12 protein-coding genes are annotated in these 15,404 nt (G+C 57.5%); 6 read left to right on the top strand and 6 right to left on the bottom strand.

The window, feature by feature from the left end; genetic code table 11:
* Window positions 1-44 precede the first annotated feature (44 nt).
* Together mmuP and mmuM are read left to right on the top strand one after the other, a co-directional pair.
* Window positions 45-1,445 (top strand): S-methylmethionine permease, encoded by a 1,401-nt coding sequence (gene mmuP / locus ACKI5T_RS19790; protein WP_407439703.1) that lies wholly within the window; start codon window positions 45-47, stop codon window positions 1,443-1,445.
* Window positions 1,432-2,367: a homocysteine S-methyltransferase gene (gene mmuM, locus ACKI5T_RS19785; RefSeq protein ID WP_407439650.1), complete on the top strand. Its 936-nt coding sequence runs from the start codon at window positions 1,432-1,434 to the stop codon at window positions 2,365-2,367. Before mmuP ends, mmuM begins: the two co-directional genes overlap by 14 nt.
* A gap of 604 nt (window positions 2,368-2,971) precedes the next feature.
* Here mmuM and fbpC read toward each other — a convergent pair.
* The 6 genes from fbpC to ACKI5T_RS19755 form a co-directional block, all read right to left on the bottom strand.
* Window positions 2,972-4,018, bottom strand: coding sequence for a ferric ABC transporter ATP-binding protein (fbpC, locus tag ACKI5T_RS19780; protein WP_407439649.1), 1,047 nt, complete (start codon window positions 4,016-4,018; stop codon window positions 2,972-2,974).
* A gap of 4 nt (window positions 4,019-4,022) precedes the next feature.
* Window positions 4,023-6,101 (bottom strand): ABC transporter permease, encoded by a 2,079-nt coding sequence (locus ACKI5T_RS19775; protein ID WP_407439648.1) that lies wholly within the window; start codon window positions 6,099-6,101, stop codon window positions 4,023-4,025.
* Between the two features lie 188 nt (window positions 6,102-6,289).
* Window positions 6,290-7,321 (bottom strand): ABC transporter substrate-binding protein, encoded by a 1,032-nt coding sequence (locus ACKI5T_RS19770; RefSeq protein ID WP_133631077.1) that lies wholly within the window; start codon window positions 7,319-7,321, stop codon window positions 6,290-6,292.
* Between the two features lie 12 nt (window positions 7,322-7,333).
* Window positions 7,334-8,662, bottom strand: coding sequence for an MFS transporter family glucose-6-phosphate receptor UhpC (uhpC, locus tag ACKI5T_RS19765; RefSeq protein ID WP_407439701.1), 1,329 nt, complete (start codon window positions 8,660-8,662; stop codon window positions 7,334-7,336).
* A 58-nt stretch (window positions 8,663-8,720) separates the two neighbouring features.
* A complete protein-coding gene (locus ACKI5T_RS19760) occupies window positions 8,721-10,262 on the bottom strand; it encodes an MASE1 domain-containing protein (RefSeq protein WP_407439646.1) in 1,542 nt (513 codons plus the stop codon).
* A complete protein-coding gene (locus tag ACKI5T_RS19755) occupies window positions 10,262-10,891 on the bottom strand; it encodes a response regulator (protein ID WP_407439699.1) in 630 nt (209 codons plus the stop codon). Before ACKI5T_RS19755 ends, ACKI5T_RS19760 begins: the two co-directional genes overlap by 1 nt.
* 693 nt (window positions 10,892-11,584) lie before the next feature.
* On the opposite strand from ACKI5T_RS19755, the gene tauA reads away from it, so the two are divergent.
* The 4 genes from tauA to tauD are packed head-to-tail and all read left to right on the top strand — an operon-like array spanning window position 11,585 to window position 14,997.
* Window positions 11,585-12,547 (top strand): taurine ABC transporter substrate-binding protein, encoded by a 963-nt coding sequence (gene tauA / locus ACKI5T_RS19750; protein WP_407439644.1) that lies wholly within the window; start codon window positions 11,585-11,587, stop codon window positions 12,545-12,547.
* A gap of 10 nt (window positions 12,548-12,557) precedes the next feature.
* The gene (tauB, locus tag ACKI5T_RS19745) at window positions 12,558-13,325 is read left to right on the top strand and encodes a taurine ABC transporter ATP-binding subunit (protein WP_407439642.1); all 768 of its coding nucleotides are present in this window, start codon (window positions 12,558-12,560) and stop codon (window positions 13,323-13,325) included.
* Window positions 13,322-14,149 (top strand): taurine ABC transporter permease TauC, encoded by an 828-nt coding sequence (gene tauC / locus ACKI5T_RS19740; protein WP_407439640.1) that lies wholly within the window; start codon window positions 13,322-13,324, stop codon window positions 14,147-14,149. Before tauB ends, tauC begins: the two co-directional genes overlap by 4 nt.
* Window positions 14,146-14,997, top strand: coding sequence for a taurine dioxygenase (gene tauD, locus ACKI5T_RS19735; RefSeq protein ID WP_407439638.1), 852 nt, complete (start codon window positions 14,146-14,148; stop codon window positions 14,995-14,997). The genes tauC and tauD overlap by 4 nt, the downstream gene beginning before the upstream one ends.
* The last annotated feature ends 407 nt before the right edge of the window (window positions 14,998-15,404 follow it).

The raw sequence follows: 15,404 nt of genomic DNA, 5'->3' as shown, positions 1-15,404 counted from the left end.
AACCTTCTTTGGATGTTTAGATGTCCATACGTTTAGAAGGTAATATGCAAACAGAACACGACAATGGGCAGCTAAAGCGCACCATGAAAACGCGTCACCTGATTATGCTGTCGCTGGGTGGCGTAATTGGCACAGGTTTATTTTTTAATACGGGTTACATCATCTCCACGACCGGGGCGGCGGGCACGCTGCTGGCGTATCTGATCGGTGCGCTGGTGGTCTGGCTGGTAATGCAGTGTCTGGGCGAGCTTTCCGTCGCGATGCCGGAAACCGGGGCATTTCATGTGTACGCCACGCGCTATCTGGGGCCAGCCACGGGTTATACCGTCGCGTGGCTTTACTGGCTCACCTGGACCGTGGCGCTCGGATCGAGCTTTACCGCTGCCGGATTCTGCATGCAGTACTGGTTCCCGCAGGTGCCCGTGTGGGCGTGGTGCGTGGTGTTCTGCGCGGTGATTTTTGCCCTCAATGTCATCTCGACGCGTTTCTTCGCCGAAGGCGAATTCTGGTTCTCGCTGGTGAAAGTCATCACCATCATCGCCTTTATTATCCTGGGCGGAGCGGCGATCTTCGGCTTTATCCCGATGCAGGACGGTTCACCCGCGCCGGGCTTATCCAATATTACCGCCGAAGGCTGGTTCCCCCACGGCGGCCTGCCGATTCTGATGACCATGGTGGCGGTGAACTTCGCTTTTTCCGGCACCGAGCTGATTGGCATCGCAGCGGGCGAAACCGAGAATCCGCATAAAGTGATCCCGGTGGCGATCCGTACCACGATTGCGCGCCTGATCCTGTTTTTCATCGGCACCGTTTTTGTGCTGGCGGCGCTGATCCCGATGCAGCAGGCCGGCGTGGAGAAAAGCCCGTTCGTGCTGGTGTTCGAGAAAGTCGGCATTCCGTATGCGGCGGACATTTTTAACTTCGTGATCCTGACGGCCATTCTGTCGGCGGCGAACTCCGGGCTGTATGCGTCGGGCCGCATGCTATGGTCGCTGTCGAATGAGAAAACGCTGCCGCGCTGCTTTGCCCGCGTCAATAAAAACGGCGTGCCGCTGACGGCGATCTCGGTGTCGATGCTGGGCGGCGTCTTGGCGCTCTTCTCCAGCGTGATCGCCCCGGACACGGTGTTTGTCGCGCTGTCGGCGATTTCAGGGTTTGCGGTCGTAGCGGTGTGGATAAGCATTTGCGCCTCGCACTTTATGTTCCGCCGCCGTCATCTCCAGGCGGGCAAACCGCTGGCGGATTTACAGTATCGTGCCCCCTGGTATCCGCTGGTGCCGGTATTGGGATTTGTCCTGTGCGTGGTGGCCTGCGTCGGTCTGGCCTTTGATCCAAGCCAGCGCATTGCCCTTTACTGCGGAATTCCGTTTGTCGCCCTGTGTTATGGTGCGTATTACCTCACCCAAAATCTTAAAACGCAGGAGCCTGAACATGTCGCTGAATAATCCTCTTAACGCTCTCCTTGAAACACAGCCGTTTATCGTGCTGGACGGCGCAATGGCGACGGAGCTTGAAGCGCGCGGGTGTAACCTGGCCGACAGCCTATGGTCGGCAAAAGTGCTGGTCGAAAACCCGGATCTGATCCGTGACGTACACCTGGACTATTTCCGCGCTGGCGCACAGGTGGCGATCACCGCCAGCTATCAGGCCACGCCTGCAGGCTTTGCCGCGCGCGGCCTGGACGAGGCGCAGTCGCGGGCGCTGATTGGTAAAAGCGTGGAGCTGGCGCGTAAGGCGCGCGAAGCCTATCTGGCTGAAAACGCGCACGCGGGCACGCTGCTGGTCGCCGGTTCTGTCGGGCCTTACGGTGCGTATCTGGCGGACGGGTCTGAGTATCGCGGGGATTACGTGCGCAGTGCGCAAGAATTGACCGAGTTTCACCGCCCGCGCGTAGAGGCGCTACTGGATGCGGGGGCCGACTTACTGGCCTGCGAAACGCTGCCGTCATTTGCAGAGATCAAAGCCCTGGCGGCGTTGCTGAGTGAATATCCCCGTGCTCGCGCGTGGTTTTCGTTTACCCTGCGTGACAGCGAGCACCTTAGCGACGGCACGCCGCTGCGTGAAGTGGTTACCGCCCTGGTGGATTATCCGCAAATTGTCGCGCTGGGCATCAACTGCATCGCGCTGGAAAACACCACCGCCGCGCTTGAGCATCTGCACAGCCTGACTGCGCTGCCGCTGGTGGTTTATCCGAATTCGGGCGAGCACTATGACGCCGTGACCAAAACCTGGCATCACCACGGCGAAGCCTGCGAAACGCTGGCGGGTTATCTACCGCAGTGGCTGGCGGCAGGCGCGAAGCTGATTGGCGGATGCTGTCGTACGACGCCGAAAGACATTGCGGAGCTGAACGCGCAGCGCAGATGAGTGCGGGTTTTATGTCCTCACTGGAGCGCGGCACATAAAATGCGATCGTTTGACGCCTAAACCCGTATCGCAATCTCATATATATAGCGAACCGTTAGAGGATTTAGTTTGAATGGCATTTAAAGTCCATTAATAGCCGATTACGCATTTTTGATAAAAAATAACCACGTACGCTATACACTAAATCCACAGTTTTATAATGGGTAATGTATGGCGATTAATGGAAAATTTATGTTAAATGGTGCAGATATAGCGCCACTTGTCTTTCCCGGAGTCGGTATATTTATGGCCTTCTCTGGTAATGGCTCGTATAAAAACAGGGGGGAGTGCGAGTCTGATGCCCTCACCCCAACCCTCTCCCACGGGGAGAGGGGGAAGACACTAAAACGACAACGTGCGTTGCCGCTTTGCATTGACCTTGTGCAGCCGGATGCCCTCACCCCAACCCTCTCCCACGGGGAGAGGGGGAAGACACTAAAACGACAACGTGCGTTGCCGTTTTGCATTGACCTTGTGCAGCCTGATGCTCTTACTCCAACCCGCTCCTACGGGGAGAGGGGGAAGACATTAAAAACGACAACATGCGTTGCCGTTTTGCTTTTACCTAGGCTGCATCCGCCAGCACAAACATGCCGTACGGGTGGATCTCCAGGTAATAGTTATCGCCTTCGTTCGGCTGCAGGCGCGTGGCGTTCACCTGCAACAAAATCTCCTGGCCGTGCCAGTTTACAATCACCTCATACTGCGGTCCCATATACGCCACATGGCGAATCACGCAGCGCTGGCTCTCTTCGCCGTGTTCGCTCAGGGTGATCGCTTCCGGGCGCACGCCAACCGATCCCGTTCCTTCGCGGGCAAAGTGCAGTGGGCGCGGCAGGCGATAGCCGTGGATCTCCACGAAATCCTCGCGAAAGCGTGCCGGGAACAGGTTGGCATCGCCCATAAAGCTCGCCATAAAGCGCGATGCGGGCTGGCGATACAGATCCTGCGGCGAGCCAATCTGCATAATGTTGCCTTTGTTCATCACCAGCACGGTGTCGGACACCGCAAACGCCTCGCTCTGATCGTGGGTCACATACAGCGACGTGATGTTGAACTGCTTTTGCAGCTCGCGAATTTTGTCTCGCATGCTGCGCCTCAGGTTGGCGTCGAGGTTACTCAGCGGCTCATCGAACAGCAGCACTTTCGGTTTGAGGATCAGCGCACGGGCCAGCGCCACGCGCTGCTGCTGCCCGCCGGAGATCTGGTCGACGTATCGGTCTTCAAAGCCGTCCAGATCCACCATCGCCAGCGCTTCTTTGACGCGGGTTTTTATTTCGCTGCGCGATACGCCGAGCATTTTCAGGCCGTACCCCACGTTCTCGCCCAGCGACATGTGCGGGAACAGGGCGTAAGACTGGAACACCATGCAGATATCACGCTGCTGAATGGACCGATGCGTCACGTCTTCGCCGTCGATTAAAATCTGCCCCTCTGTGGGTTTTTCCAGTCCCGCTACCAGACGCAGCACGGTGGTTTTGCCGCAGCCCGACGGGCCGAGCAGCGTCACCATCTGCCCCTGCGGAATCGCCAGATTAATATTCTCGATAACGGTGTTGTTACCAAAGCGCTTGGTGACATTGCGCAGTTCAACGAAATGTTTCTGAGTCATAGTGTTACGCCTGGTTTTTGGCTTTTGAACGGGAAGTGCGAGATTCACCGATCAGCCAGTCAAAGAGGAAAATGATCGCCAGCATGACCACAATCAGGATCGAGCCGTAGGCAATCGCCACGCCGTATTCGCCGTCTTCCACGCGGTTCAGAATGTAGGCCGTTGCCACGCGGGTATCCGGCGTGACGAGGAACACAATGGCGCTAACGGTGGTAATGGCGCGCACGAAGCTGTAAATCAGCGCCGACAGAATCGCCGGGCGCAGTAGCGGCAGCAGAATATGCGTGATGGTCCGGAAACTCCCGGCGCGCAGGCTAAGCGACGCTTCATCCAGCGATTTGTCGATCTGCCCCAGTCCCGCGATCCCGGCGCGAATGCCCACCGGCACGTTACGCATCACCATCGAAATAATCACAATCGCGGCGGTTCCCGTGAGGTAAACCGGCGCGCTGTTAAAGGCCAGAATGTACGACACGCCCGCCACAGTGCCTGGCACGGCGAAGCACAGCATGGTGGTGAACTCGATAGTCTTTTTGCCACGGAACTGCTGGCGCACGACCACCCAGGCGATCAGTAGGCCAAAACCTGCGGTGATCGGCGCGGCGATCCCGGCGTACAGCAGCGTATCGAGCAGTGAAGGCCACGCGCCGTCGCTCATGCCCTGGCCGAACAGCTTGATAAAGTTATCCAGCGTCAGGGTGTAATCCACGCCCCAGTTCACTGTAAAGCTGCCGTAGAAAATGCTGCCGTAGAGCAGGGCGTTAAAGGCGATCCAGACGGACAACAGCGCCACCACACCCCATACCAGCGTCACCGGCAGCGGCTGCACGTCGCCACGGTAGGATTTGCCCGACACGGTCACGTAAGACCGCTTGCCGATCCACATATACTGAATGCAGAACACCAGCAGCGAGAAGACCAGCAGGAACGCGCCAAGCGTACTGGCGGCCTGATAATCCAGCTGCGAGCCGGTGATATAGAAGTAGATTTGCGTGGCGAGCACGTCGAAGTTGCCGCCCAGTACCAGCGGGTTACTGAAATCGGCCAGCGACTGCACGATAACAATCAGGAAGGCGTTTGCCAGCGCGGGTTTCAGCAACGGCACAAACACGCCGTTAAAGGTCTGCCAGCGGCTGGCGCGCAGGGTATACGACGCCTCTTCCAGCGACGGATGAATCGTTTTGATGGCTCCGTCGAGGATCATGAACGCCATCGGCGTAAAGGCCAGCACCTGCGCCAGCCAGATACCGGTGAACCCGTACAGCCAGTTGGTGTTGGTCAGGCCAAACCAATCGACCATCAGCTCGGTGATGTAGCCGGAGCGGCCCATCATCAGCGTCACGCCCAGGCCCACCACAAACGGCGGGGTGACGATCGGCAGAATCGAGAAGATACGCCCAATAATGGCGCTGCGTCTGGCGATGCGGGTGGTGTAGATCGCCAGCACCAACCCAAAGAACGTACAGCCGATACCGACGGCAATCGACAGCACAATCGAGTTGATAATGACCTGAACGATATGCGCCTGCGACAGCACCGTCATAAAGGCCAGCGGCGCAAATTCGCCCGTATCGGTGGTGAACATCGGAATGAAAATGGCGATGCTCGGCCAGACGATAAAGATGCCGATCAGGGCGACGATGGTTATCAGAGAGGCAATCACAAAGCGATCGCCGCCCAGCCACTCGAGTCGCGTCAGCGCCAGCGTCATGATCGCCCCCAGCGCGACGAACAGCACGATAGACGCGTAACCTAACCCGCGTCCTTCGACCGTGGCGCTGATGACGATAAACGCCATACACAGCAGCGCCCATCCGGCATCAATATAATGGCGGCTAATCTGTTCGCGTTTCGCTTCACTGAACGGACGCACCAGCAGCAGGCTTGGCAGTAAATACCACAGCCAGCTAACGTTGAAATGTGACCAGCTGTAGGCGTCGAGGATCTCGTCGCGCGTCGACTCCAGCAGGCCGTAATCCAGGCTCCAGCTTGGCAGGAGGGCAAACGCCAGCCAGCCAAGCAAAACCCAAAGGAATACCGCATCCCGTTTCTTGGCGGGATGGAGAGCTAATGTGTGTGACATACGTTTTCCGAGTGTTGGAGGCCCGATGGGAAAATCCGCCGGGCGATATACCCGTCATACTTCGAGTTGCAGATGCGTTGGCTGCTCTCACGCACCCCAGTCACTTACTTGAGTAAGCTCCCGGGGATTTGCTCGTTTACCGCCTGCCTGCAACGCGAATTATTTGGGTATAACTACGGTTTGCGGGCTTATTTACCCATCTTCACGTCGCTGACCCATTTGTTGATCAGTGCCTTGCGCACGTCCGTTGAGCCGTATTTATCCATGTCGTAACTGATCAATTTCAGGTCGTCGAGCTTCAGCGAGTTCGGGGAGGTTTCCGCCGTGGTGTTGGTCAGGATTTGGTAGGATTTGCCTTTCTTCCACGCCAGCTCCTGCGCCTCTTTCGACAGCACCCAATCCACAAACAGCTTCGCGTTTTCTTCGTTACGCGCGCCTTTCAGAATGCTCACGCCGCCGATTTCATACCCGGTGCCTTCGCACGGTGAAATCAGCTCCAGCGGTGCGCCTTGTTCTTTTTCCAGCGAGTAATCGTGCAGGAAGCCAATCCCGATGGCGGTTTCACCGCGTGCGGCATTACGTGCCGGGGCGATACCGGATTTGGTGTACTGCGACACGTTGCTGTTCAGCTGTTTCAGGTAATCGAACGCCTGATCTTCGCCCCACAGCTGCACGAAGGTCGCCAGTGCCGTATACGCCGTACCGGAGCTTTGCGGATCGGCTATCTGGATCTCGCCTTTGTATTCCGGCTTGGTCAGATCTTTCCAGCATTTGGGTACCGGCAGGTTTTTCTCTTTCAGGCGTTGAGTGTTCACGCCAAAGCCCAGAATGCCGACGTAGACAGCGGAAGAGTAGTTGCCTTTCACCTTGGCCGGATCGCGGAATTTCTCCATGATCTGCTCCAGATTTGCCGATTTATACGGCTGCAACAGACCCATTTCGCCGGCCTGCGACTGCGGATCCAGCGTGCCGCCGTACCAGACGTCAGCCTGCGGGTTTTTCTTCTCGGCATCGACTTTCGCCAGCGTGCTGCCGGAGCCGTTGCGGATAAACGAGGTTTTGACGTCGTACTTATCGCCAAAGGCTTTGGTTTCGGTTTCACACATTTCGTTGGTGGCGCTGCAATACACCACCAGACGGCCTTTAGCCTGCGCGGCACCCGTTAAGGTGGCCAGCGCGATCCCAGAAGCAATGAGGGTAGAGAGGAGAGTTGTTTTCATTATTCAGCCTTTTTAGGACGTTATGTGACTGCGAGAAGCGGTGATGCCCGACATCAGCAGCGGCATCAGCAATAAACCCATCAGTACGGCGGCAATCGAGAGCAAACTGAACATCCCCGACCAGCCGTAATGTTCGATAACCAACGACAGCGGCCACCCGGCCAGCGCCGCCCCCAGATAGGCAAACACGCCGAGAAAACCGGTAATCGAGCCTGCCGCCTGTTTGTGCCCGCACTCCACGGCGGCAAGGCCGATCAGCATTTGCGGGCCAAACACAAAAAATCCGACGGTAAAAAAGCACATCGCCAGCAGGGCGTAGTGGTGAACCGGTGCCAGCCACAGCGCGGCAACGGAAACCATCAATCCCAGCGTGAACAGCAAAATCATCGGCGCACGCTGGCCGCTAAACAGCAGGTCCGAACCCCATCCGGCGAACAGCGCGCCCAGTAAACCGCCCACTTCAAACAGCATTACCGTGGCGTTGGCGCTCAACAGATTGACGCCGTGGCTTTCTGACAGCCAGATATTGCCCCAGTCGTTCAGCGCGATACGGATCAGATACACCAGCACATACGACGCGCCGAGCAGCCAGATCATCGGGTTTTGCAGCATAGTCGTGCGTAACATCTGCCACAGCCCCATCGGCGGGCTATGCTGTTCCTGGCGCAACTCCAGCGGATCGTTGCGCCACTCCCCGACCGTCGGCAGACCCTCTTCCTGCGGTGTTCCCCGCAGCTGTGTGGTCAGCCAAATGCCGAGCACAATGCTGATGATCCCCGGTGTCAGCATCGCTGCCTGCCAGCCCCAAAGATGGGCGGCAAAGGCACATATCAATGGAATAATCGCGCCACCAATATTGATGGAGGTATTCCAGCAGCCCCACCAGAAACCGCGCTCGTTGCGCGAATACCAGTGGGTGAGCAATCGGGCGCATGGCGGCCATCCCCATCCCTGAAAGAAGCCGTTCAGCGTCCAGATAAACAGCAGCAGCGGGAACGAATCGCTAAACGTAAACAGCACGTTCAGCACGCCGGTCGCCAGCAGTCCGATGCCCATAAACGCCCGCTGCCCGTGGCTGTCGTGCCACAGACCGGCGGCAAATTTCGACAGCCCGTAGCTCAGATAAAACAGCGAACCGATCAGCCCGATATCGCTTTTACTCAGCCCCAAATCCATTTGCAGCGCGGGTAAAACGTAATTCACGCTTTTGCGCGTCAGGTAAAACGCGGCGTACCCGATGGCCATGCACAACAGCAATCGTGGGCGAATCGCCCGATAGCGTTGAGTAATCTCTTCAGCAGACAGTGCGTGCATGGTGTTCTCCGTTTGAGATGACTGTATGAAAGCGTGACGAAAAAGGGATGAGAGAAAGTCTGGAGTGACTAAGACTTTTTCCTGGTTAGTGAAGTGTTTGTTGCAAAATTGTGGGCAGGTTAACAGTTACGCGCGTACCGGCGTGGGAGCTCAGCGTAAATTCGCCCCCGAGAGCGTGGACGCGCTCGCGCATCCCCTGAATTCCAAAGCCGGAGGTTTTTTCCGCGCTGATGCCGCTGCCGTTGTCCGCGACTTCCAGATGCAGCCGGTTTTCCTGCTGGCGAAGGACAATCGTCACTTCACTGGCATCGGCGTGTTTACTGACGTTATTCAGCAGCTCCTGCAACAGGCGATACAGGGTGAATACCAGGGTTTCATTTTCCGGTGGCGCGGGCAGTTGATAGTCAAACCGACAGGTAATCCCGCGCTCGGCAAAAGCAAATTCGTTGACCAGATGATGCAGCGCCTCTTTCAGCGACAGTTCGTCGAGAACGGGCGGGCGCAACTGGCGCAGCAGCTGTCGGGTGGAGTGATGAATCCGCCGCGCCAGTTCGTTGATCTGCCCGGCCGCCTCAACCGCCAGCGGGGTATCGCCCGCGCGCTTGACCAGTTGAGACTGAATTTGAATGGCGGTAATGTTCTGACCAATCTCGTCGTGTAGCTCGCGAGCCAGATGCTTGCGGGTATCTTCTTCGGTATGGATCAGCTTTTCGGTGAGCGCCCGCCGGGCCTGAAGTTCGGCTTCCAGCCGGCGGCGATAGTGGTCAAGGTTCAGCGCCAGCTGCTGCTGACGGCTGATGGCGATCCCCAGGCCAATCCCGAGCAACGACTGGGTGGCGAGGAAAATCTCCAGCTCCATCAGATCGGTAAACCCCACGCCAACCTGGCGCGCGATGGTGATCATCATGCTGCCCAGCAGCCCAGACAGCACGCCGCCCTGCCAGCCAAACTTCCACGCCATCACCACGTTTGGCAGAAACACCACAATCAGCAGCAGGCGCTCAAGGGCGGGGGAGAGCACCATTTGCGTGCCGATCCCGATGATAAAAAACAGGCTGCACCAGATGATAAGCGAGGTGCGCAGCGGTGGATTACTGGTGTCCAGCCCGAGCAAATGGTAGCGATGCTGCTGGCGCAAAAACTCAAACACCAGATAGACAAACGGCGTGAGCAACACCCCGCCGGTAAAAGAGGCCAGCAGCAGAAGCGTACCAGGACTTTCCAGAAACGGTGAAAGTAGCAACGTTTGCAGCAGCGCGTTGAACGTCACCGCCGCAATCAGCAGGGAAAGACGCTGCCAGTACAGCGGGAAACGGTGCCAGTAGCGTTGCGTCAGCCAGGCGGCGGCCGTCCCAATCAGCGGAACCGCCAGCATCTCGTAGCGGGTCAGGAGCTGTTCGCTGTGTAACCACCCGATGGCAACGAGAGTCGACAGAATTAACGCCGGCCAGAAGCGGCGCGACAGCAAAATCAGCAGCGCCAGGTACACGCCCTGCGGCAGGAACAGCGCAGCCTGTTGGCCGTTGTGCGTCAGATAAAAACTGAGCGTCCACAGCATCAGCCAGCCGGTGCCCCAGGCCAGCATAATGAACAGCGAGAGGATAATGTGCCGCACGGAGCGCCGCATCAGTGGCCCGTCAGCAGCTGATTATTGAGAGCGAAATGCACCAGTTCGATGGTGCTGTTGCACTGCAATTTTCCCAATACGTTGGCGCGATGCACGTGTACCGTTTTGTGGCTCAGTTCGAGCGTAAAGGCGATGGCTTTGACGCTTTCACCTTTCACCAGCAGGTCGAACACTTCGCGCTCGCGCGGAGTCAGTACATCGAGCACTTTGGATATGGGCTGGCCGCCGCGCAGGGCTTTGACCGCATCGGCGCAAAGATAATGTCCGCCCATCCCGACCGAGCGTACGGCCTGTACAAGCTCTTCCGGCCCGCAGCGTTTAGTGAGATATCCGCTGGCACCCGCATCGAGCGCGCTCTGCACAAACGCAGGAGTATCATAAATACTGAGAATGATTGCGCGAAAGCCGGGGCGCTGCTGACGCAGGCGTTTCAGCAGGCTAAGACCATTTTCGTCGGGCATGGCGACGTCCATCACCGCGACGTCAATATCGTTACGTGACAAGGCTGGCCACGCTTCGGCAGCGCTGCCGTATTGGCCTTCGACGATCAGATCCTCTTCCAGATTTAACAGCTGAGCGAATCCAGATCGGACCACCACGTGGTCGTCCACCAGCACCACTTTGATCATCATTCATACCTTTGCTGAATAGTTTCTCTATGATGCCTGCCGCCGCCGGGCTGGCAATCGTGTGCGTATGGTTATGTAACGGATGTAACAGAATTGCAATATATAGAGTGTTCCGTGCGGGTTTTGCTATTCCATTCTTATGGCCGCAGGAAAAGTGTTGATGACACTGACAATAATTCAGCGATGACCTTGGGTCCGGCTGTAAATCGCCGAAGCGTTTCCGAAAGGCCGGGGCGAGGCGCATGGAAGCACCGAGAGGGTGTGACCTGCATGGATGCAGGATCACGCCCGACCCGATAGCCTGCAGGAATAAGCTGAGGGCACCGCGTAGCGGCGATTTTCTTGCCGGTAGCCCGGGTTGCCAGAGGGGGGCGATGAGCCACCCTGGCACGTTCACAGGTCAACGTGTCACAGTGAAGCAAGAAACCTAAGGTGAACGGAATGACCGCCAGAGCTATCTTTTCCCCTCATCCCAGCCTTCTCCCCCTGGGGTGAAGGAGCAGACTGTGCCGATGCTAAATGCTTCGGGCTGCGTTAGCTCAAACGAAGACGCATCCAGATTCCACAAAATTCACTATCCTTTGCCGCTTTTTTTCTAAAAACCTTTCGGCATTAACGATGCTTTTTTATTCCTTTATCAAAATTCTCGCGCCGGAAATACTGCACCCATAACAAAAGAGGGGAGCAGACACCATGGCAATTTCATCGCGTATCACACTACTCGGCGCTCTGGCGCTGTGGGCATTTCAGGCGCAGGCGGTTGATGTCACCGTCGCGTATCAAACTTCTGCGGAACCGGCAAAAGTCGCGCAGGCGGATGGGGCGTTTGCGAAAGAAAGCGGCGCGAAAGTGGACTGGCGTAAGTTCGACAGCGGCGCAGCCATCGTGCGGGCATTGGCGTCCGGCGACGTGCAGATCGGGAATCTCGGCTCCAGCCCGCTGGCGGTTGCTGCGAGCCAGCAAGTGCCCATTGAAGTGTTTCTTCTTGCCTCGCAGCTCGGGAATTCCGAAGCGCTGGTGGTGAAGAAAGGGATCACCAAACCTGAAGATTTGATCGGCAAACGTATCGCCGTGCCGTTTATCTCTACCACCCACTACAGCCTGCTGGCGGCACTCAAACACTGGGGTATCAAGCCGGGTCAGGTGGAGATCCTTAACCTGCAACCGCCGGCGATTATCGCCGCCTGGCAGCGCGGTGATATTGATGGGGCGTATGTCTGGGCACCGGCGGTGAACGCGCTGGAAAAAGACGGCACGGTGCTGACCGATTCCGAAAAAGTGGCAGAGTGGGGCGCGCCAACGCTTGATGTCTGGGTGGTGCGTAAAGACTTTGCCGAGAAACATCCTGACGTGGTGAAAGCCTTTGCGAAAAGCGCCATCGACGCGCAACAGCCCTACATCGCCAATCCCGATGAATGGCTGAAACAGCCCGCCAATCTGGAAAAACTCTCGCGTCTCAGCGGTGTGCCAGAAGCGGACGTGCCGGGTTTGGTCAAGGGCAATACCTATCTGACGCCAGCGCAGCAGGTCCAGCAGCTTTCTGGCCCGGTGAATAAAGCGATTATCGACACCGCCGGGTTTCTGAAAGAGCAGGGCAAAGTGCCTGCGGTGGCGGCGGATTATAGCCAGTTCGTGACCGATCGCTTTGTGAAATAAGGGGATCGCGATGCTGAATATTACAAACCTGTCCGCCAGCTACGGCGGGAAACCCGCGCTGGACGATATTAATCTGACGCTGGAGAGCGGCGAGCTGATGGTGGTGCTGGGGCCGTCCGGCTGCGGCAAAACCACGCTGCTGAATCTGATCGCCGGGTTTGTACCTTATCAGCACGGGACGATTCAGCTGGAAGGGCAACGCGTGGACGGTCCTGGCGCAGAGCGCGGCGTGGTCTTCCAGAGCGAGGGGCTGTTGCCCTGGCGCAACGTGCAGGAAAACGTGGCCTTTGGCCTGCAACTGGCAGGAATACCCCGCGAGCAGCGGTTAGAGACTGCGCGCCAGATGCTTAAAAAAGTGGGTCTGGAAGGCGCTGAAAAACGCTTTATCTGGCAGTTGTCCGGCGGGCAGCGTCAGCGTGTGGGCATTGCTCGCGCGCTAGCGGCTAATCCTCAGCTGTTGCTGCTGGACGAACCTTTTGGCGCGCTGGATGCCTTCACTCGCGAGCAGATGCAAACTCTGCTGCTGCGCCTGTGGCACGACACCGGCAAGCAGGTGTTGCTGATTACCCATGATATTGAAGAGGCGGTGTTTATGGCGACCGAGCTGGTGCTGTTATCCCCGGGACCGGGGCGCGTACTGGAACGTTTGCCGCTGGATTTTGCACGACGCTACGTCGCGGGAGAACCGGTTCGCAGCATCAAGTCCGATCCGCAGTTTATTGCCCAGCGCGAATATGTGCTGAGCCGCGTGTTTGAGCAGCGGGAGGCCTTCTCATGAGCATCGTGTTTAGCGAAAAACGGGCAGGAAAACGCATCACTTTGCGCTGGCCGTTTTCCCGTCAAATTACCTTAAGCACGCTTACTTTGCTGGTGTTGTTAGCCATCTGGTGGGCAGTGGCCGCGAAGCAGTGGGTTAGCCCGCTGTTCTTGCCGCCGCCGGGACAGGTGCTGGCGAAACTTATCACCATCGCCGGGCCGCAGGGCTTTATGGATGCGACGCTCTGGCAGCATCTTGCGGCAAGTCTTGGCCGAATTCTGGTGGCGCTGTTGGCGGCGGTTGTTTTAGGGATCCCGGTGGGTATCGCGATGGGCTTAAGCCCAACGGTGCGCGGCATTCTCGACCCGCTGATTGAGCTGTATCGCCCGGTGCCGCCGCTAGCCTATTTGCCGCTGATGGTGATTTGGTTTGGCATCGGCGAAACGTCGAAGATTTTGCTTATCTATCTGGCGATTTTTGCCCCTGTCGCCATGTCGGCGGTCGCGGGAGTAAAAAGCGCGCAGCAGGTGCGTTTGCGCGCAGCCCAGTCGCTGGGGGCGAGTCGCGCGCAGGTGCTGTGGTTTGTGATTTTACCCGGCGCGTTGCCGGAAATTTTAACCGGCTTGCGCATTGGTTTGGGCGTGGGCTGGTCGACGCTGGTGGCGGCGGAGCTTATCGCCGCCACGCGCGGGCTCGGTTTTATGGTGCAGTCGGCGGGTGAGTTTTTGGCAACCGACGTGGTATTGGCAGGGATCATGGTGATCGCCGTGATTGCCTTTGGTTTAGAATTGGGGCTGCGCGCGCTACAGCGCCGCCTGACGCCCTGGCATGGAGAAATACAATGAGTGAACGTCTGACCATTACCCCGCTGGGACCGCATATCGGCGCGCAAATTTCGGGTCTCGACGTGGCCCGCCCGCTGAGCGATAACCAGTTCGAGCAACTGTATCACGCGGTTTTGCGCCATCAGGTGGTGTTTCTGCGTGAGCAGGCGGTGACTGCTCAGCAGCAGCGCGCGCTGGCGTTGCGATTCGGCGATTTGCACATTCACCCGGTGTATCCGCATGCGGAAGGGGTGGAAGAAATCATCGTGCTGGATACCCACAACGATAACCCGCCGGACAATGATAACTGGCACACCGATGTGACGTTTATTGAGACGCCGCCCGCAGGGGCGATTCTGGCGGCAAAACAGCTGCCTGAAAGCGGGGGCGATACCTTATGGACCAGCGGAATTGCGGCATATCAGGCACTTTCAGAACCGTTTAAGCAGTTACTGAGTGGCCTGCGTGCGGAGCACGATTTCAGGAAATCGTTCCAGGAATACAAATACCGTAAAACGGAAGAAGAGCATCAGCGCTGGCTGGAGGCGGTAGCGAAACATCCGCCGCTGCTGCATCCGGTGATCCGCACGCATCCCGTGACGGGTAAGCAGGCGCTGTTTGTGAACGAAGGGTTCACAACGCGCATTGTTGATGTGAGCGAGAAAGAGAGCGAAACGCTCTTAACGTTCCTGTTTGCGCACATCACCAAACCGGAGTTCCAGGTGCGCTGGCGCTGGCAGCAAAACGATCTGGCGATCTGGGATAACCGTGTGACACAGCACTACGCCAACGCCGATTATCTGCCGCAGCGCAGGATTATGGAGCGCGCCACGATTTTGGGTGATAAGCCGTTTTATCGGGCGGGATAAAATTTAATTATACGATTCACCTTTTAAACGAGATAAAGAACTCACCGCGAGGTTTTGGTCCGGCTGTCAATCGCTGAGTCGTTTTGCGCAGGCCGGGGCGAGCCCCATGGATGGGGCGAGTCATCCGCGAAGCGGCGATGTTCTTGCCGGGAGTCGGGATTGTTAAGGGGATGGCGATAGCTCCCTTAACACGTTCACCGGTTCTGGTGTAACAAGGAAGCCGAGAACGAAAGGTGAACGGAACGAATCACCGAGCCGCCTGTTCCCCCTTGTATGTTTAAAGTCACTTCAGTTCCCCGTCAACAGACGGGTAAACTGTCAATGCGTTTGACCTGATGCCACAGCCCGTTAGCCCTCTGGGTTTTCAAGCCCGCGGGTGAGCTCATGGCGTGGCATCAGTTTTCCTG

Source organism: Lelliottia sp. (assembly GCF_045627565.1).
In the GTDB taxonomy this organism is placed as follows: Bacteria; Pseudomonadota; Gammaproteobacteria; order Enterobacterales; family Enterobacteriaceae; genus Enterobacter.
This window is presented reverse-complemented; position numbering and strand designations above follow the sequence as displayed.